This window comes from Micromonospora sp. 067-2 (assembly GCF_046549295.1).
GTDB lineage: Bacteria > Actinomycetota > Actinomycetes > Mycobacteriales > Micromonosporaceae > Micromonospora.
Map to the genome: position 1 here is coordinate 82173 of NZ_JAJPWB010000014.1, position 19102 is coordinate 101274.

At 68.0% G+C, this 19102-nt stretch carries 12 protein-coding genes and 1 pseudogene; 7 read left to right on the forward strand and 6 right to left on the reverse strand.

Annotated features, from left to right (window positions below; translation table 11 throughout):
* Window positions 1-110: 110 nt before the first annotated feature.
* Complete coding sequence (locus ACLJN9_RS29170; protein ID WP_410814874.1) at window positions 111-2933, forward strand: hypothetical protein; 2823 nt, start codon at window positions 111-113, stop codon at window positions 2931-2933.
* Window positions 2934-5981: 3048 nt separating this feature from the next.
* On the opposite strand, the gene ACLJN9_RS29175 is transcribed toward ACLJN9_RS29170, so the two are convergent.
* The 5 genes from ACLJN9_RS29175 to ACLJN9_RS29195 all read right to left on the reverse strand — a co-directional run bounded on the left by ACLJN9_RS29175 (window position 5982) and on the right by ACLJN9_RS29195 (window position 11216).
* Window positions 5982-6863 (reverse strand): tetratricopeptide repeat protein, encoded by an 882-nt coding sequence (locus ACLJN9_RS29175; protein ID WP_410814875.1) that lies wholly within the window; start codon window positions 6861-6863, stop codon window positions 5982-5984.
* A gap of 524 nt (window positions 6864-7387) precedes the next feature.
* Window positions 7388-8056 carry a GNAT family N-acetyltransferase gene (locus ACLJN9_RS29180; RefSeq protein ID WP_410814876.1) on the reverse strand — a complete coding sequence of 223 codons (669 nt, stop codon included), beginning with the start codon at window positions 8054-8056 and terminating at the stop codon, window positions 7388-7390.
* Window positions 8057-8100: 44 nt separating this feature from the next.
* Window positions 8101-8784, reverse strand: coding sequence for a GOLPH3/VPS74 family protein (locus tag ACLJN9_RS29185; RefSeq protein WP_410814878.1), 684 nt, complete (start codon window positions 8782-8784; stop codon window positions 8101-8103).
* A gap of 15 nt (window positions 8785-8799) precedes the next feature.
* Window positions 8800-9813, reverse strand: coding sequence for an acetamidase/formamidase family protein (locus ACLJN9_RS29190; protein WP_410814879.1), 1014 nt, complete (start codon window positions 9811-9813; stop codon window positions 8800-8802).
* Complete coding sequence (locus tag ACLJN9_RS29195; protein WP_410814880.1) at window positions 9810-11216, reverse strand: APC family permease; 1407 nt, start codon at window positions 11214-11216, stop codon at window positions 9810-9812. The genes ACLJN9_RS29190 and ACLJN9_RS29195 overlap by 4 nt, the downstream gene beginning before the upstream one ends.
* A 282-nt stretch (window positions 11217-11498) precedes the next feature.
* Here ACLJN9_RS29195 and ACLJN9_RS29200 point away from each other — a divergent pair, with 282 nt between their 5' ends.
* From ACLJN9_RS29200 to ACLJN9_RS29220, 5 genes and pseudogenes are all read left to right on the forward strand, one after another.
* Window positions 11499-12731 (forward strand): helix-turn-helix domain-containing protein, encoded by a 1233-nt coding sequence (locus ACLJN9_RS29200; RefSeq protein WP_410814881.1) that lies wholly within the window; start codon window positions 11499-11501, stop codon window positions 12729-12731.
* A gap of 3 nt (window positions 12732-12734) precedes the next feature.
* Window positions 12735-13085 (forward strand): annotated as a pseudogene (locus ACLJN9_RS29205) (creatininase family protein); the annotation flags it as partial.
* Between the two features lie 368 nt (window positions 13086-13453).
* On the forward strand, window positions 13454-14386 hold the full coding sequence (locus ACLJN9_RS29210; RefSeq protein WP_410814882.1) for a tyrosine-type recombinase/integrase: 933 nt from the start codon (window positions 13454-13456) through the stop codon (window positions 14384-14386).
* The gene (locus ACLJN9_RS29215; protein WP_410814883.1) at window positions 14386-16974 is read left to right on the forward strand and encodes a tyrosine-type recombinase/integrase; all 2589 of its coding nucleotides are present in this window, start codon (window positions 14386-14388) and stop codon (window positions 16972-16974) included. Before ACLJN9_RS29210 ends, ACLJN9_RS29215 begins: the two co-directional genes overlap by 1 nt.
* Window positions 16971-17702, forward strand: a complete 732-nt coding sequence (locus tag ACLJN9_RS29220; RefSeq protein WP_410814884.1) for a DUF6262 family protein — start codon at window positions 16971-16973, stop codon at window positions 17700-17702. The genes ACLJN9_RS29215 and ACLJN9_RS29220 overlap by 4 nt, the downstream gene beginning before the upstream one ends.
* On the opposite strand, the gene ACLJN9_RS29225 is transcribed toward ACLJN9_RS29220, so the two are convergent.
* Window positions 17585-18286 (reverse strand): creatininase family protein, encoded by a 702-nt coding sequence (locus tag ACLJN9_RS29225; protein ID WP_410814989.1) that lies wholly within the window; start codon window positions 18284-18286, stop codon window positions 17585-17587. The two genes, ACLJN9_RS29220 and ACLJN9_RS29225, sit on opposite strands and share 118 nt — an antisense overlap.
* 388 nt (window positions 18287-18674) lie before the next feature.
* On the opposite strand from ACLJN9_RS29225, the gene ACLJN9_RS29230 reads away from it, so the two are divergent.
* Entirely contained in the window at window positions 18675-19040 is a 366-nt protein-coding gene (locus ACLJN9_RS29230; RefSeq protein WP_410814885.1) for a peptidase inhibitor family I36 protein, read from the forward strand.
* The last annotated feature ends 62 nt before the right edge of the window (window positions 19041-19102 follow it).

Consider the following 19102-nt stretch of genomic DNA (forward strand, 5'->3'; position numbering starts at 1 on the left):
GGGCTTCCTTGCGATGAGCGGACAGGGCAGCGGCAGTCGATAATCATGGCGTGACGTCATCACCTCAGGATCGTCGCCGGCGGTGGAGGCGAGCACGGTTCGCAGCTGCTGTGACAGCAGCACTGTGCGCAGTGCTGGTCGTCGTGTGGTTCATGCCGGTGTTTGCTGGAACCGACGCGGGCTCCTATGAGGCGACCGCGATCGCTGCGGTCGCGGCGATCACGGCGGCGCTGCTGGTCGTAGTACCCGCCGTGCTCGTGGTCGCGATTCAGGCCCTGTCCCAGTTCTCGTGGCGCACCGTCCGAGTCCTCGCGAACCGGCAGATGGCGGTATGGGTCGTCATCGCAGCAATAGTCGGGGTCTGCGTGCCGCTGGGCTTGGCCGTCAACCCGAGCCCTCTCACGACACGGATTGCCTTTACCTGCTTCATCGCGTCGATCGTCATCGTCGCCTGGGTGACCTGGAACGGCGCTCGTCACGCCACACCGGAATGGCTCGTCCACCACGTGTCCACGAGTGTTCTACGGCCGCGCGGTCGCTGGACGGGAGGACATCAGAGAATCGTGCGGCGCGTCGCCGTACTCGGCGACCTGGTCGGAAGCCCTCGCCTGCCGGTTCGCGAGCACCGGCTTGCCGCCGTGACCTGGATCGTCGCCCTGACCGCACAGGCTCAGACTGGCGCGGACGTCGACGACGTCGCACAGGCGTTACGCGAGGTCGGCGCAGACCTCAGCCGCGAAGTAACACCGGACCATCGGGCAGCAATCGCGGCCATCGCCGCCTTCGGTGTGCATATGAGCAGGTCTCGCTCAATCAACGACGCGGTCGTCGATGTTTTGTTCGACCTCGCGGTGCAAAACCGCGCTTCAGGCCGGCACCAAATAGCCGCAGAAGCCCTCGATGCCGTCGTGGACGCCGTCAGCGCCCGCCTCGCCGAGGTGACTCCGTTACAGCGGGTGCTCACGGTGGTGGACCTACCACCCTCATCCGTCGACCCGCAGCCCACGCACACCACGGCACCGACCTCGCGCTCCCGGTTTGCCATTCCTCGGCCAACGGTCATCCCACCCGCGCAGCCAGACCTTGACCGGCCCGCGTTCGAGCGCGTCAGAGAGCTCGCGCGTCAGCCAGTGAACGTCGCGGACCTCAACGAACTGCTCAATGACCTCAGCCCCGACTGGGCCCGCGAGCAACCCCTCAGCCGAGAGGCTCCGTCTCATGGCAACCAGGGATACGAGCTGCTGGAAGCCACCGTCGACCGACTGATCGCCGTACTCACCTCACCCACGCCGTCGTCAACCGGCTGGTCCGGCGGACATCATGAGGCGAGCGGCTTCACCGCAGACATCGAGCGTCTCGGCCGGCTAGGTCGCCGCCTCTTCACCGGCCACCGGTACTCACGATGCGACGCCATCGAAACCCACCTGGAGACTGTCGCTGGGAAACTCGTCCGCGCTGAAACCACCCTCCAGGTACCGACGGACCGTACCGGCTGGCGTATCGCCCACCTGGCGCGCCGCCCCAATCCGGCATCGATGACCGCCGCCACCTTGTGCGACCTGGCGACCGAGGCGTTCGAGGCCGGCTATGACCGGCGGGCGCTGCTGACCGGTCGCCGCCTACTCGGTCTTGCCGCAGCCGCGGCAATCGCTGGCGATGACGTAGCAACCCGCTCATACACCGAAGCGATCTACACGTTCGCCAACCGAACAACCCGCCACAGCAGCTCGGCGGCCGTCGTGGAACGAGGTGCGCTCATCATCTCGGGACTCATCCGCGAGTCGGATGACCTGCGCCGTGCGCTACCGGCACAGGAAGCGGACACGGACGGCGCCGCAAGCCTGCTGCGCATGCTTCCGTGGCAGGCGTTCGGGTTCGAGTTCGTCTTGGCCACCGCAGAATGGCAATCCGAGCTGCGCGCTGCGGACTGGCTCCCCGACGCGCGCACACGTCAACCGGCCCGAATCAAGCCCGGTCGCCTCCTTCCTTCCCTCCACGAAAAGGCCATCGAGGAACTCGGCTCCCATCTCGCAGTGTCCGATCCGACCTATCCAACCGCGCTCCTGCTGACGCTCTGGGCCGACGCGGTAGTAGCACGATCGGACGGGGACAACACACCAGCCAGCAAGCTCGCTGCTTACCTGACTGACCAACTGGCGGAACTCGATGACCACGATGAAGGCGAATTGCCCGAGTTTGACGACCTCTCGTCCGACGCCGAGTGGGACCGCCTTGACGACGTCCCACGGCCAAGGTCCATCAGCGCCCATCTACGGCGCATCGTCGACACGATCACCGTCTGGGCGCAGACCGAAACCATCCCGGCGCCGGTTATACCGCCCGCCAACGAGGGCGGCCGCCACCTGCTCAGCGTGCTCGCCGAGTCTGCTCGAACTCCCCATTTTCGGAACTGGACTTACCACGGCGTAGCCGACACCGAAGGCAGCAGCTTAATCGTCATCCAGTACCCCGACGAGGAGAGGATCTTGCTACGGGACCAGGAAGCAGGTGCCCGAGGCCTGTTCACCTGGGGTTATTCCGGTACCGGCCCCCACACGCTGGCCGACGCGCTCGCCTCACACGCGGCCGGCACGCTGCAGCGTTGCACCGACTGCTTCGGGGCCAGCCCCATCACCCGGGGCTTGATCGACTGCGAGGCCTGCGCGAGCAGCGGTGACCGGCGAGGTCTCGCCGACTTCGCACGGCTGTTGGTCAGCCGCATAATCAGATCCTTGCCGAAGGACCCCGATACTCCTCCAGCGCTACCAATCGTCATGTGGACCTTCACCCGAGCCGAACTCATCCAGGCAACGATCAGCCGTGGGCCTCGCCGAACGCCGCAGACCCGTCCCGCTTCCGCCCAACGCCAAGATGAACGGGTGACCAGCCCCGGTCAGCGCATTGGCGCCCCTGCTACTTCTGTCCGCCCGTGACGCGGTGGCGGAGAGGAGTTCTGAGAAGAACGCGGCGAGCATGGTGCGCGCCCGTCGTTCGTTCGCGACTCATGGGCTCCGAACCGGTATACCTCATAACCGGCTAGGGTGAGCTTGCGGCTGCGGCCGCGCGTCTAGGCGACGCCGGGGCCACGGGCCGGGAGTGGGGGAGCAGGGTGGGAGCAGCCGGGTGTCCTGAACGGCGTTGAACTGCATCCACTGGCGTACAACGGCGCTCAACTGCACCTGTTCCCACCTGCGGCCCGCGTTGCCGCAGGTCAGAGTCGGTGCGGCGTCCTGGTCCCCGCGGAGTACTCCGCGGTTCTGCACAGCGGTCGACAAGCTTTCATGTCGCCTGGCAGGGCAATGTGCGCAGGTCAAGGCGGTAAGGAGTCGTTGGTCGGCCTGGATAGCAACTGGGAGCAGATTGGTGCAGGTTGGCGAAATGGTCTCCGCGCCCAAGGTGCTCACCGACGCCGAACAGAGACGAGGGCTTTGACCTAGGGCGATGCGATCGAGCGGTGCCGCGTGACCTCCCAACAGAGGCCGAAGTGGTCAGGCGTTGCTACTCCCGGGATGGCTGGTACCGGCCGGCGTCTCGGTTCGCCTAAGGCCACGTCTGCAGGCGCGTTGCAGATCGATGTGGAGCATTGCGGGTGAGCTTGCTGGAGTCCGCCGTAGTTCCATCATCTGAGACACCGATCCCACTCGCGACGCCGTGAACAGCGCGTTCTCTGTGGTGACCCCTTCGGCGAGCCCGAAGGCGTGGGTGTTGGCGCCCCCGCGAAGGTGGTAGGGCGGCGTCCGCACCCAGCGGCTTGTGCGCGGCCGGAAGTGCCCCTACGAGTTCGCTCGCACCGGCAGGGTCCGACTTCTCAGCCTGGGCACCTCTCGAAACAGCCGCTACGTCGACGCCGCAACGCCGTCCAGGCCACCGTTGTCTAGCGCATCGTCGACTGGCCCTCGCGGCCCCCGGGACGGAGGCAGCGGCACACTCGGCGAGTTTTCGGTAACGGACTCGCAGAAGCTACTGCGCCCTCTCGGTGTGTCGTTCGGATGTGGCGTAGCTGATCCGTACCGTCGTTGCCCGGTGCTGCTGCAACTACACAACCTCCACTGTGCTGGCTCGCTCCATAGCCGGCGCCACCCAGGTGCTCCGGACGCGAGCACGGATGTGGAGGAACGGTGGTCAAGGAGCAGGAGCTCGAGCCGACACGGCCAGCCCCGCAATCCATGCGGAGTTGGCGGTACGTGAGCCTCGCGCTGGAGTTGGTCGCCCTGGTGGCAGCCCAACAACAGCGCGAGGACCTCGCCGTGACGGCAAAGGCCCTCGCAGTGCTAGGACAGTCCGCGATGATCTGGTTTGAAGGCCGTAGACGTCGCTGATGTCCGTCGAGGGGTGGGAAGCTTGCTTCCCGCCCCTCTTCTTCGTCAACTCTAGTTGGGTGAACGCCCAACTAGAGTTGACACGAGCACGACGGTACGACAGGCCGGTACGGCTATAAAGTACGCAACGCCGTGTGCCGGCCTACTTCTTCATCGCGTATCCGCAGGCCTCAACTTGGTCACTCTCGCCGAGGTGCTGTCATCGTCAGTCAGGGAGGTAGCTGCTAGCTGCCGGTGCCTGCAGTCGATCAACAAGTCAACGTCTAGTCCTGCTAGCGCTAGCTGCGCGTCGTCTGACCAAGCGTTCCCCAGTACTCAGCACCAGCAGAGGTTCTGCCTGGCGCGCCGGACGAATTGCCCGAAGCCCCGGCCGAACCGATGCCAGACGACGGTGGCAACGCCGGCGACGTGCGCGAGCCGGCGTAGATCCGTCCTCGATCCAGCGCGATACCAGTCCGACCGCCGATGCCGGCGCTGACGGTGCTCAAGACGTCGGGCGTCGGCCACCGGATCCGGGTACGCCGGCTACCGCGAGCCCGGTTTGGGGAGCAGGTTGGGAGCAACGGGGTGCCCTGAACAGCCTTGAACTGCGCCCAACGGCATCGAACGTCCCTCAACTGCACCCACCCCTGGCTGCGGCTCCACGTTGCCTCAGGTCAGAGTCGGTGCGGCGTCCTGATTCACACCGAAGAGGTCGCTGGTTAGATACCAGCATCGCCCACTCTCAGTTTGTGCAGGTTAGAAGCCCGTTACCGGATCAACCGGTAACGGGCTTCGCCGTATTCGCGGCTTACATTGGGAGCAGATTGGGAGCAGCGCGGTTAGCTGTGGATTCGGACCGCCATGGCCCTCCAGGCTGAGTGACCTGATTGCCGCCCCGGCCGGGGCCTGCTGGCTAGTTGAGGAGCTGGACCTACCGCTACCGGTGCCAGCGTGACGAGAGGGTGCTCCCGGACCGTGGTTAATGGCTGTGGTATCGGTGGTCCGCCCACTCGCTGGTCCAATTGCGAGGTCGTGTGCCCAGGTCCCGGTACTCGCCGGGACTTGGCGGCCCACTTCGTTGCATTGCTTGGCGCGAAGTTGTCTAGGACCTGACGGTCGGTCGCGGTCCCTGCGGGAGCTGGGTAAGCCACCGTCCTTCCTGTTCGGCGCTGTGCCCGCCGCCAATCACCCATGGGACCAGCAACGCGAGCGGGGCTTTGACCTGGTCTCGGCCTCCTATTTGGGGCTTTCCAGGGTGGATCTGCGGGAGTGGGCCCAGCCTGGCCCGTGGCTGATTCGTGCGCTGGACGTAGTGCGGAACTCATGCCGATCACTGAACTGCCTGCGCGTCGTGACCTGAGTCAGCTTCCGAAGCCCGGGTGACCGCGTCGATGTGCGCTCCTGCCGGCCCGCGCCTCGAGCGCCTCCCGCACCATGACCTCTAGGATATGCGCCGTGTGTTCTCTCCAGCGGATGCCAACTCGATCAACCGGGGCGCGGTCCGGGATCCACCTGGTGCACGCTGCTCGCCCCTAGAGTTCTCGGAACCACGCATCGCTGAGTCCTTAGAAGACACCATAGTGGACCCGCATCGGTGCACCTTGCTGTAGACATAATTGTCGTTCTGGACGCAGGACAACCCTAATAGCTGCTCCTCGATCAGGAGTTACACCGTTCGGCTTACAGTCCCGGCGCCGGGCGTGGCGGACGTTGCGATGCGCGTGGGATGACCCGGCGGGCCGGTGGTTGGGTGTGCATGCGATACAGGGCGGCTGCCATCCGCGCGACGGCGTTTTGGTGGGGATGGCCACTGCGGTGATCGGCGATGGTCCGGGCGAGGAGCTGCCGCGCCGGATCCTGGCGGCCGTGTTCGTACAGGACGACGGCGAGGGTGGCTTGGGCGGCGAGGGTCGCTAGTGCGTAGGGCCCGTCAGCTTGGGTGTGGTGGCGGATGAGGTCGCTGTAGCAGTCGGCGGCGGCGGTGAGGTTCCCGGCAGCGCGATGGGTGGCGGCCAGGACGCAGGGCGGCGCGGACCTGCGGGTTGGTGGGGTCTCGGAGGAGGTGGCGCAGGCTGCGGTGTCCCCACCGGGCCCAGGGCAGCGCGGCGGCTGGCTCGCCGCTGGTGAGGGTGAGGCTGGCCAGAGCACGGCGGCACGGGCGGTCGCGGTGTCCAGGGCGATCCTGCCGCTGGTGGGGTCGATGGGCAGGAGCCCGCTGTTCAGGACGTCGATGGCACGCTCGAGCGTGTTGTCGGCGGCGTGGCGCTGCGCCACTTGCAGACGCTGAGCCATACCCATCATCGGGCCGGTGATCTGCCGGGAGACGGCCCTCCAGGTGATGTGCAGGTCTGTGCCGGTCGCGCCGACGGCGACGCGTCGGATCGGGCCGAGCGCGTAGGAGGCGGCCTGGGTCGTCTTGCCGGGTGGAACGAGGTGTGGGGTGCGGTGCAGGACCACGGCGGCGACGGCGCTGCGGATCTCGTCGGCCGGAACCGGTGTGCGCCCGCAGGACGGCGCGCACAGGTAGACCCTGCCGCAGCCGGGCAGCTGGATGAGGATCATGGATCGTACGCAGGTATGGCAGGCCAGGAGGTCGGGTGGCACGGGCGCGGCCTGCACGGCGCGGGCCCGCGAGACTCATTCCTCGACCGTCGCCGGTGACAGGCCGCGACGGCGGGCCACGTCCCGGGAACGCTTGGTGTGGGCCGTGGACGGCGGCGTGCTCGATGCTCGCGGCGACGACATTGGCGACGAAGGCGGGTGTCCACGCGGCGAGGACTGGCGTCCGCGTCGGCATCGGCGGTCCTTCCTGTTGTTCGTGTTCGGGTGGCGGGTGCGGGTAGCGCCGCTGGAGTGGCGCAGGCGGTCGCGGCCGAGGGCTGCTGCTTATCTGGGCGGAGGGTGTGGCCGGCGGCGACAGAGGGGACTGTCGTCGCCGGCCACGTCGGTCGCCGCTGCCGTCCCTCTCCGGGCGGGCGACCGGCTTGTACGTCCCGGCGTGGGCCCAGCGCAGCTGGCGGGCGGTGACGCGGGGACGATGATAGAGAAACTCAGTCAGGGCTGTGACCCGGGCGTCTGCACCCGGCCTAGCGCCGCGCGTCGGGCTGGGCGAGCGTCGGCGCGGTGACGGTCGCCGGCTTGGCGGTGTTGTCGGGCCAGGCTCCGCGAGCTGGGTGAGGGTTGCGGCGCAGCGGGGCGATGACCGGCCCGTCGGGCAGGGTGAGCGTGGGTCTCGGGAGGTAGCCGTGCCGGCGGTACACGTCCTGGCTGCCGTGGATGGTTTCGGTCCAGGAGGGCATGTCGATGCGGTCGAGGCGGCTCTCGTGGTGGGTGAGCATCGCCGCGCCGATGCCGCGCCGCTGGGCGGCGGGAGGGACGGCGAGCACTGCCAGGTGGTAGTGAGGTTCGGTGGGTCGGACCTGAGTGAGTAGCTGGTCGAGGAGTTCGAACTGCCGCGCGTGCGGGCCGGCGGCGTCGGCCAGTCGGCTGCGGTAGTTCGACGGTGGCGGGATGCTGCGGTAGCGGTGAAACCCCATCGCGGCGGCGCTCAGGTCGTCGGTGATCTGAATGTCGCCGAAGAACATGGCATGTTCCACCCAGATGACCGCCACATCGGCCAGGATCCGCCGCCGGCAGGTCGGGTCGGGCACTAGCCACTGGGCGAGCGGGCCGGGATGTAGGGCGTCGGCGACGATCGCGGCGACGGGTTCCTTGTCCGCCCACCGGGCGGCACGGATACGCGGAATGACGTCCATGAGATGCCTCCAAGGGCAGCCGATCGGGTGGGATGGCGCGGGGCTCACCGGTAGGCGGCGGTGGCGAGGTCACCGACGGCGGCGTCCACCGCGGCGGTGATGTCGCGTACCTGCCGGTGGTGCTGCGCGGCGATGGTGCGTAGCTGCACGGTGAGGGCGGCGATGTCGTCGGCGAGGTACAGGTGGTTGGTCAGTCCGAGGGTCGCGACGAGGCCGCCGAGGGCGGCGGTGTGGTTGTCGGGCTGGTCACGGCCGGCGGCGATGTAGTGCAGCCGGGCGCGGGCGACGACCGGCCACTTCAGGTCGGCGGGCAGGTAGCGGTCGGTGCGGGCGAGCCCGCCGAGGCGGCGGCGCACGTCGTGGCGCAGGATCCCGCCGGCGTGCAGGCCGGCGCGGGTGCGGTCGTACAGATCGTCGGCGAACCCGCGCAGCCACCCCCGCAGGGGCGGGGTCGGGTGGGCGTAGCGGATGGTGGCCAGGGCGGTGTCGGCGATCAGGTCCCCGACCGGGCGGTCCAGGTGCAGCCAGAGACGCTGCTCCTCGCCCGATGGGGTGTCGTCCGTGGTGTCGAGAGCGATCCGCCCGGCGAGGAACAGGTCGATGAGAACCGCACCAGCCAGGCCAAGGGCGAGGGCCCGGCGGTGAATGTGCGGCTGACCGGTGTCGTCGTCGTGACCGAGCAGGAACAACTCGTCGCGCAACGGCAACTGGGGGATCGAGGAGGTCATTTGGTCTAGTCCCCTCTACCGCGGCCCGCCGGCGTGCTGTCGGAGGCGGGCGTGCATCCCGCCGTAGGCGGCCTGCGGCTGCGGAAGCAGCAACTTGTCGACGGCGGCGAGGACCGTGTAGTTCGGGTCGCAGACGTTGCCGATCGGCGCCCGCCCCGCCTGCGACACCAGCTGGTAGGCGTCGAGCTGCTCCAGGCCGGTGAGGTCACCCACCCAGCCGACCAGGTCGCGGTGCGCGACCCGGTACGCGTCTTCCAGGGGACGGGCGCAGCCAACGGACATGATCGACGTGTCTGTCTCCAGGCGGGGCCACACCGTCGGGACGCCCTTGATGACCTCGATGATCAGGGTGGTGGTCGTGGCGATCTCCACTCCGACCCCGCAGGCCTCACCCTCGCCCTGGCGGGCGTGGCCGTCGCCGAGGGCGAGCATCGCCCCGTGCACGTTCACCCCCAGGTACAGGGTGGCCCCGGCGCGCAGCTCCGGGCTGTCCAGGTTCCCGCCGTGGGAGTCGGGGACGATCGTGGAGCGGGCCTCGAACCCGCCGGGCGCGACCCCGATCGTGCCGATCATCGGATCCAGCGGCAGGTCGACGCTGTGGTCGCTGCCCGTGGCGTGGAAGCGGATCGTCTCGGCCTGCCGGTCGATGTCGTACACCCACACCCGCTCCTCCAGCGGCGGCTGCAGCGTAGCCGTGTGCGAGGTCGAAGTGAGTGCTCCAAAGTGCGGGAACGTCGACGAGACTCCCCAATCCCGGGCGGGCTCGATGGCAGCAAGATGGATCGCGAGGGTGTCGCCGGGCTCAGCGTCCTCGACGAAGAACGGCCCCGACACCGGGTTCAGGTACGGCATCCGGCACACCCGCGACGGCAAATCCGCCGGCCCGCGCACGAGACCGCCGAAGCAGTCCTCCGTGAACACCCGCAGCACGTCGCCGGAGCGGACGTGGGCCACCGGCATCCGGCCACCAAAGGTGTAGGCCAACTCATCGCGAGCCGGACGGTAAGTGATCGTGTCCATGCCGGTCACACCCGTTCCACGTGACGGGCCTGCGGCTGCGCGGGCGCCAAACCCGACAGCGCGGGCCGGCGGCCGACCAGGTACAGGCCGGCGAGAACGACCATGCCCAGGGCGAGCCAGGCCAGGCCGAGGCGCTGCGCGGCGATATTGGCGTTGACCACCACGTAGGCGAGGATCGCGAACCCGATCCCGGGCATGACCAGGTGCGCCCACCAGTTGCCGCTGCGCTGGCGGATGAGATGGTGCACGACCACGGAGACGTGCAGCACGAGGAAGGCGACCATCGCTCCGAAGTTGATCAGCGAGGACAGAAGGGTGATCCCGTCGGCGCGGGTCGCCATGTACAGGCCGAGGGCGAGAGACACAGCACCGGTGAGCAGAGTGGCGTTGATCGGCACGTTGCGGCGGATCGACACCTTCGCCAGGAACGCGGGCAGTTGCCGGTCACGGGCCATCGCGTACAACAGCCGGGACGTGGCGACCTGGGCGACCATCGAGTTCGGCAGGCCCCACGCGATCGCGGTTGCTACCGCGCACAGGGTCGCCAGCCACCCTCCGCCAGCCACCTGCGCGGCGTCGTAGAAGGCGGTGCCGTTCGGATCCCCGTCGCTGAGCAGCGAGGCCGGCTCGGGGACGAGCATCGCGGCCAGCCAGGTCTGGGCGATGAACAGCACCCCGGCCAGGATGAGAACGGCGGCCATGGCCCGGCCGATCTGCCGGGAACCGCCCTTTGTCTCCTCGGCCAGCATGGAGATGCCGTCGAAGCCGAGGAAGGACAGCACCGCGATCGACACCGCACCGGCGACAAGCGACCAGGTGAACGTGTCGGAGTTGTAGAACGCGTCCCAACTGAACCTGCCCTTACCCGAGGCAAGAGCCCAACCGGCGACAGCGAGGAAGACCGCCAGGACGACCAACTCACCGACCAGCATCGCCCGGGTCACCATCGCGGTCATCCGCATCCCGACAGAGTTGACGACCGTGTTGACCGCGACGAACCCGAGCAGCCACAACCAGACCGGCACCGCCGGGACGGTTGCGTGCATCGCTACCGACGCCACCAGGTACAGCAGACCCGGCACGAGGACGTAGTCGAGCAGGATCACCCAGCCGGCCAGGAACCCGACCGGCGCGCTGATGCCCCGGCCGGCGTAGTTGTAGACGCTTCCCGACATCGGGAACGCCCTGACCATCTGCGCGTAGGAGAACGCGGTGAACACTAACGCCACCACACCGACCGCGTACGCCAGGGCCACCATCCCGCCGGAGCCGGCGTACACGCTGCCGAAGATCGCCATCGGCGCGATCGGCACCATGTACACCAATCCATACGCAACCAAGTCCCGAAACCGGAGTTGGCGGCTCAGTTCCTGTCGATATCCATATCGGGAGAGGTCATTCTGAAAACTCATCACACTCCTCAAAATGTTTGCGTTCTGGCCAATCGCGCAACTCGCAGCTGACTCGTCAGCGAAGGCAGCTGCTTCGTCGAACCTGAACCGCCGCTAATGATTTCGACCAGCAAGCCGACGGGTATCTCAGCAACGAGATTTGCTCACCGAGGCAGATGAGTCGATAGCCTTGATGCGGACACACGGTGTTGTCCGCATGCAACTGTCCGCGTAGCGTTCGACCACGTACGGTCAGACCTTCCGGATGCGGCAGTGACGGACAGACAGCACTCAGGAGTACCGGTGGCGCAAACTCCACGACGGCTGACCCCGCACCGATCGGCGCTGCATGGATTCGGGGCCGCGCTTCGGCAGTGGCGCGAGTGCCGCGGTCTGTCCCAGCGCGCTCTAGGTAGGCTGGTGCACGTCAGTGGGGACCTCGTCGGCAAGGTGGAGAAGGCCGAACGTTGGCCGTCCGCCCGCTTCGTCGAGTCGTGTGAGGGAGCACTGCAGACGGGTGGTGAGCTGGTCCGCTTTCTGTCAGACCTCGAGAGTGGGCGTCGCCTCACCAGCGTCGGCTACCGCTTGGTCGACGGTGCGGAGGGCCAACTCCGGGCCTCCATCGATCATCCCGACAGGCCCTACCTGCTCCGCTCGTGGCACGAGCAGCTCGCCGGTCTGGCCATTGCCGGAAACCGCACCGGATACGCCGGGATGGCGTCCACCGCCCATGCACAGATCAGCATCGCGGCCGCGGTCGGGCGGCGGAGCCGTTCAGGCGATCGCCGAGACGTACTCATCGCGCAGGCACTGTGGGCGGAGTTTCTCAGCTGGATCGACGAGCAGGGCGACGCCGCCGAGGCTGACGCCTGGCTGCGACGCGCCCAGCAGCAGGCCGTCGAAGCCAACGCGCCGGCGCTCGCCAGCTACGTCCTGATGAGGCAGAGCCAACGCGCCCTCGAACGCTTCGATCCGCGTAATGCCATCGCCTTGGCGCAGCGGGCGCTGGAGGAGGTCCGGCTGCCAGGCCGTATCCGCGCTCTACTGCTGATCCGCCAGGCCCAGGCCTACGCGATGGGAGGTGACCAGAATGCCTGTGCAGCCAGCATCGACAAGGCGCACAGGGTCGCCGGCAGCGCCGACTGGGGCTCGGAACTGCCGATCGATGTCGGCGTCCACTGCGACGCGGTGTACGTGGCTGCCCACGAAGCGCAATGCCGTCTGCTCCTCGGCCAACCGGCGGCTGCTGCCGATCTCTACGAGCAACTCCTGCGCCATTGGCCAGCTCAGTGGCGCGTCGACGAGGCTCTTTGGCGATCGGCCCTGTCCACCGCCTATCTCAACAGTGGCGACGTCGAGCGCGCGGCGACCGAGGCCGCCAACGCCCTGGCCTTGGCCACTGGCACCTCCTCCGCGCGGGCTCTGCGCTGGTTGAACCCGACGGCGGTGGCCCTGCGCCAGCAGACAGCCATTCCCGAGGCGGCGGCCTTCGTGCTCGCCTATCGGCGGGCAACCCTCGAAGCGTGCAACCATTAGCCCGTGGATCTCATCACCACGGCGACGAGCACCGACGAGTCCGAACGAGCAGCGTCCGTCGCGGTCCTCCCCGTCGGGAGTTTCGAACAGCACGGCGCCCACCTCCCGCTGCTGACGGACACCATCGTGGCATGCGCGATTGCGAAGGCAGTCGCCGAGCGCTACGGCCTCTTTCTGCTGCCGCCCGTGACGATCTCCTGCTCCCACGAGCACGCCGCGTGGCGTGGAACGGTCAGTATCAGCGCCAGCACCCTCGCCGCCGTGGTCGTTGACATCGCTGACTCCCTGCGTGAATCGGGCGTCGACCGGCTCGCTGTGATCAACGGACACGGCGGGAACTACGCGCTTGCCAACTTTACCGACCGCGGGTAGGACTGTCCGCGACGTTCACCCTGGCGTGTGACTCGGGACGTCCCGTGCTCGTTTACCGACCGGGTCCGGCACGTCCGATCTGTCGGCGTCGGGGTGAAGGGCACGTGGCTCGCAATTTGGTGGTTGGAGACTTCCGGGTTCAGGAGGTCAGGCTGGGCGACGGCAGCCGGGCTTGGACGATCTTCTGCCCGGAGGGTGCTGTTCATGGGGAGGCGGACCGGTTCCTTCGGCAGTATGACGGTTCCGGAACGCAGCGGACGTACGCCTACCTGCTGGTGGATCATCTGCGGTGGCTGGAGCGGGAGTGCCTGACGCTGGCCGCCGTGAGCCTGCGGGATCTTGAGCGGTACATGGGCCTGGTCGGGGCCGAGGTGCGCATTCCGCTGGGGCAGCCGTGGCGGGAGGGCAAGCGGCCGTACGGGCGATCAGCGTTATCGACGACTGCGGCGTGTCTGAAGGGGTTCTACCTGCGTCAGGCGTCGCTGGGCGTCAACGGCGAGTTCGGCGGGCAGCTGGGCCGGACCCGACTGCCGACGCGAGCCGACCGGCGCCGCTCGTTTCGCGGCCATGCGAAGACGGTCGTGCCGGTGAACCCGCTGGCACCGCGTGGGCCGCACCGCCGGCATCCGAAGATGCTGCCGGAGGGGGCGCGTGATCGGCTGCTGGGCGAGGTAAGGACGGCTCGGGACAGGTTGGTCGTGACGTGGCTGGCCGACGGTGGCCTGCGTATCGGCGAGCTGTGCGGCCTGCACCTGGTGGATCTGCACCTTCGCGAAGACGCTGGGTGCGGGCAGTGCCTGTCACCGCACGTCCATGTGTGCCATCGGCCGGGCAACCCGAACCGAGCGCAGGCGAAGACCAAGCACCCGTGGCGCGAGGAGGACGGGACGATGACAGGTGGGCTGATCAAGCGGGTCAGCCCGGCGATGGTGCACACCTACTTCGACTACGTCACCTGCGAATACCCCCGCGGCGCGTCCGGCCACGGCATGCTGCTAATTCAGCATCATGGGCGCGGCCGCGGGCAGCCGTGGGCGCCGGTGGCGGCACGGCGGATGCTGGCGCGGGCCGGCCGCCGGGCCGGTCTGGGACCGGTGAAGCCGCACGCGTTTCGGCACAGCTTCGCCAGCGCCGTGCTCGACGCCGCAAACGGCAATCTCGTCATTGCCCGCGACGCCGGAGGATGGGCCTCGACCTCGGTGGTGGACGAGATCTACGCGCACGTCGATGCGCACGACCCGGCGTTCGATGCTGCGCTGCGAGCGGTCTGGGGTGTGCAGTAGTGACCACGGGCCTCGTGCTGCTGCCGCAACCTCGCCGGCCCGACCGGGTGGGCAGGGACCGACTGGAGATCCTCACCGCACTGATCGGTGCTCCGTCCTTCGACCCGCTGTTCCGCACCGACCTGGTACAGATCCCCCGCGGTCATCCCGTCTATCAGTGTTGGTGTGTGGTCGATGCATGCGAGCGGGTCCGCTCCAGTGGCACCGACCTGTGCTCGGTGCATATGCGGGCTTGGGGCGAGGCCAGCCGGCGGGGCATCGGCAAGGCCGCGTTCTTGACCTCGGCGCCGCCGATGGCGGCGTCTGAGTGGCTGGAGCAGGCGGCGTGCCGAATCTGCCCGGACCGGCCGGCCGCGCACACCCGATGGCGGCTGTGCCACCGCCACCTGAGCCAGTGGAAACACCGAGGCGAGGGCGATACGGCGGACTTCAGCAGGTGGCTCGCGGCACAGCAGCCCTACCCCGGCTTCGGTGGCTGCCTGGTCACGGTGTGTCCGAGCCTGGCCGACTCGCCGCTGGGGTTGTGCTCCGGTCACGAGACGCGCTACCGCAAGTCCGGCTGTCCCGGGACGGCCGAGTTGCCGTCGGCCTGGTCGCAGCGCTACGAGCAGCACGGCCGGCCCGTGCCCGTGTCGTATCGAGACAGACACGCGTTTCAGCGCTGGTGCGCCAGCACTGAGCCGATGCCCTGGCCGGCGCAGCTCAACTTGCGCGGGCTGCGCCCGTTGCTGCTGGCTGAGGTCCAGTGGGGCCTGTTCGCGCCTACCCAGCAGCCACGGCCGACCCGCTGGGACCTCGGCTCGATCCAGAAGGTGGTCAACACCTGCCGTGCAGCCGGCATGACCTCATTGGCTGATCTTGAGCCCAACGGCGCCGACCGGTGCGTGCGCCGTATCGGCGGGGAGATCGCCCGGGAGTTGTGGCGGATTTACCGCACCCCGGCCGACGCGCGGGAGGCCGGGATGCTGGATACCGAGCACTTCGGGGTGCGGTTTGCGCGCCGCACCAGCCGCTTCGATCTCACCACCATCCCGCAGCGGTGGCTCCGGGATCTGGCGTGGGACTACCTCGCCGGGCTGCTGCAGTCACCGCGCTGTCCACGTACCGCCGGCAGCTTCGACAACCTGCGGCGCGCCTGCGTCGAGTTGGGCGCCTTCCTCGCAGTGGACGCCCCCGGCGGTGGCCACGACCCCACCATGCTGCGCCCTGCGCACATGCAGCACTTCGCCGCCGACCAACGCCGCCGCGACCGCGACGCGCTACCGTCGCTGGGAATCACCAAGGCGGGCGGTACGCCGTCCACGGTCACCGCCACCACCCCAGGCATCGTCTTCAACGGCGTCCGCGCAATCATGCGCGATGCCCTGGCCAGCGGCGCCGTCGACCGGCTCGGCCTCGACCGGCGGTTCGTCACCGCCCTGCCCGCCGGCGAAGGGCTACCGCTGCGAGCCCGCCGGCCGTTCCCGGACGAAGTCGCCCGCGCCCTCGCCGACGAGGCGAACCTGCGCCGCCTCGCCGAGCACCACGACCCGTTCGACCACGGCCTGCGCGACATCTGGGAAACTTTGATCGCCACCGGACGGCGCATCGGTGAGGTACTGAACGTGCGCTGGGACTGCCTCGGCCGCTACGGCGGCCTGGCGATGTTCTGGCACGACCAGACCAAGGTCGGCACCGTCGACGCCGCGATCCGCATTCCTGAACGCGTCCATAGCCAGCTCCAGGCGCGGCAGGCCAAGACCGTGGAGCGGTTCACCGCCCGCCACGGCTATCGACCGACCGGAGACCAGCGCGCCCGATTGGCCCTGTTCCCCAGCACCCACCGCAACCCCGCCGGGACCGTGTCGCTGTCCAAGGAGTGGTTCTACGGCCCGTTCCGGGCCTGGATCAGCGAACTCGACCTCGGTCACTGCGTGCCGCATCAGGCCCGGCACACCCTCGCAACGAGCGTGCTGCGCCACGGCGCCACCCTGACCCACATCCGCCGCTACCTCGGCCACGTCTCCGACCGGATGGCCGAGCACTACGTCCACCTGGCCCACAGCGACCTCGAACAGGTCCTGCAGCACGTCTGGGTCGCCGGACCAGGCACCGCCAATCCAGGAGAACCACTCGCCGCCGGCACAGTCGCGCTGACCCGAGAGCAGGCACAAGCGCTGGCGATCGACCTGTCACGACGCAGCACACCCGCCGAGGGCGGATTCTGCACCTTCCAACCCGTCGTCAACGGCGGCACCTGTCCCTGGAAACTGGACTGCCACAACTGCGACAAGTTCGTGCTGTCCGGCGCCGACCTGCTCTACTGGCGCCGCAAACGCGAGCAGTGGCGGACGCTGGCCGAAGGCGCTCCCGACGACGCGACCGCCGACTACCTGCACCGCCACTTCGAGCCGACCGCCCGCGCCATCGACGGGCTGGAGAAGGCCCTGGCCGGGCTTGGACTGCTCGACGACGCCCTCGCGCTCGACTTGCGCAAACCGCAGGACTACTTCCACCGCATCTGGTCAACGGCGTTCCGCGCGAGGGACCTGACGGAGGCCGGCGCGGGAGGCGACTACCCCGACGACTCGCTGCAGGAGGGCCGGTGACCGCCTCAACCTCACCCAGTGCCCGCACGGCCGCCGCCGTCGCGGCCAGGAGACAACGCAGTCAGGCGGCGGTGCAACGTGTCCATGACGCGCTCGCCGCATTACGGCGGCAGAAGGTCCGAGTCAGTGTCGCCGCGGTCGCTCGACGCGCCAACGTCTCCCGCACCTTCGTCTACGACAACCCAAAGGCTCGCGTAGCGGTGGCCGCCGCGCTGGCCGACGCCGGTCAGCGGCACACTCAGCTGGGTCTCGCGCAGGACGACGCGCAGCAGGCGGTGTGGCGCGAACGGGCGCTCAACGCCGAAGACGCGCTCAAGAACGCTCACGCGGAGATCGCCCGCCAGCGCGGCAGTATCGGTGAACTCCTCGGGCAAATCCGGGGCCTGCAAGCCGAATGGGACGACGAGACCATCGCCCGGATCACCACCGAGAACACCACACTCAAGCAGCGGGTCCAGCTCCTGACCGCCGAGAACCGCATGCTGCAGGAGCGACTCGCCGCAGCCCGGTCCACCCTGCGCTTCCAGGACAGGCGCATCGCTGACCTGGAAACCCGCATCGCCGAGCCCACCAGCCTGCCTGCCGCCGTACAGCCCGGCGAGCTCGCCGATCAGGGCTCGAGCAGCTTGTGCACCCGGGCGAACGACCGGGACAAGCTGTCCAACACCGCCGCGCCCTTGTCCGCGCTGCCCAACGACGGCCGACCGATAATCCCCGAGGACGTGTAGGCGCTCATCCCCAGCGTCAGCAGGTCCCGACGCTCGTCGACTTCGTGGTCGGCGTTCTGATAACCGTCGCGCAGCAACTCCGGCGCCCCGTGCAGCAACAGGGAAACCTCAAGCTCACCGCCGTGCATGTCCTCGTGAGGCCCGGTCTCGCAGCGCGCGTCGGTGCGCGCCGCCACCCAATCCTCACTGGCGGGAAACAGGGCCATGCGCGGCCGGACCGTCGTCGCCTGCTGTACCACGTTCCGCAACGAGTAGTTGCCACCATGCCCGTTGACGATCACCAGATTCTCGACCCCCGACGCCCGTAGCGAGGCGTCGATGTCCTCGATCACCGACATCAGCGTCCGAGCGCTGATGCTCACCGTCCCGGCGAACCCGGCATGCTCGTGCGAGCAAGAGATGGTGATCGGCGGCAACAGCAGCGCGCGGTAGTCGGCCGCGATGCGTCCCGCCACCAGACAGGCCACCACCGTGTCAGTGATCAGCGGAAGATACTCGCCGTGCTGCTCGAAGCTGCCCACGGGCAAGACAGCGGTGCGTGCAGCGCGGACACGTTCATCCGCAGAGGTTGCCCCCGGAAGCAGAGATGCCACCCGAACAGCGTGCCACGGGCGCGTTCCCTGGGCAGAGCCGGCCGCCGACGGCTGCACGAATGACACGGCCGACCGGCCCGGGCAGCCCAGACGTCGACCCGCGACGCTGGTGAAAGTTGCAGCATCTGAGCTTGTCTATAGCTTCGCCCGCCTGAAACCTGCTGGAGTGTCCACCAATACGTGCATAAATTTCCTGACAGATAATTGATCACTTTGTCTCGCCATTAGCCGCGCCTTCACGTGACGTGAATAGTCATTGACGCTGCGTTGCCGCTTGAGTAGCGTCGTCGAAGTCGGCTGACAATCATCGATGTGAATAACCAAAACGAGGGAGAGTCGAGTGAGACGATCACTCTAATCTGTTGGTGCTGGCGTCCTGATGTCACTGACGCTGGCCGCTCCGGCCGCGGCGGCTCCGGCTGCGGCGGCGGCTCCGGTGAAGCCGTTCACCGAGACCACTGCCTGCGACAATGGTCGTGTGTGCATGTGGGAGGACCCGTTCAAGGCTGGTAACCGGTACGTGCACTCGACGCAGGAGACCTTCGACATCCCCTGGTGGGACGGAGACAACGAGATCAGTTCCGCCTACAACCGCACCAGCAAGAAGCTGACGATTTTCGACAACGACAACTACACGGGCTCGCGGGTCTGCCTGGCCGCCGGCGAGTACGTCGCCGAGTTGGGGCCGGAGCGCAGCTTCGACAATGAGGCGGAGAGCTACAAGCTCGCCAACAACTGTCTCTGATCGATCACAACGGCGTACGGCGAGGGTGCTGGCCATAGATTCATATGGCTGGCATCCTCAGC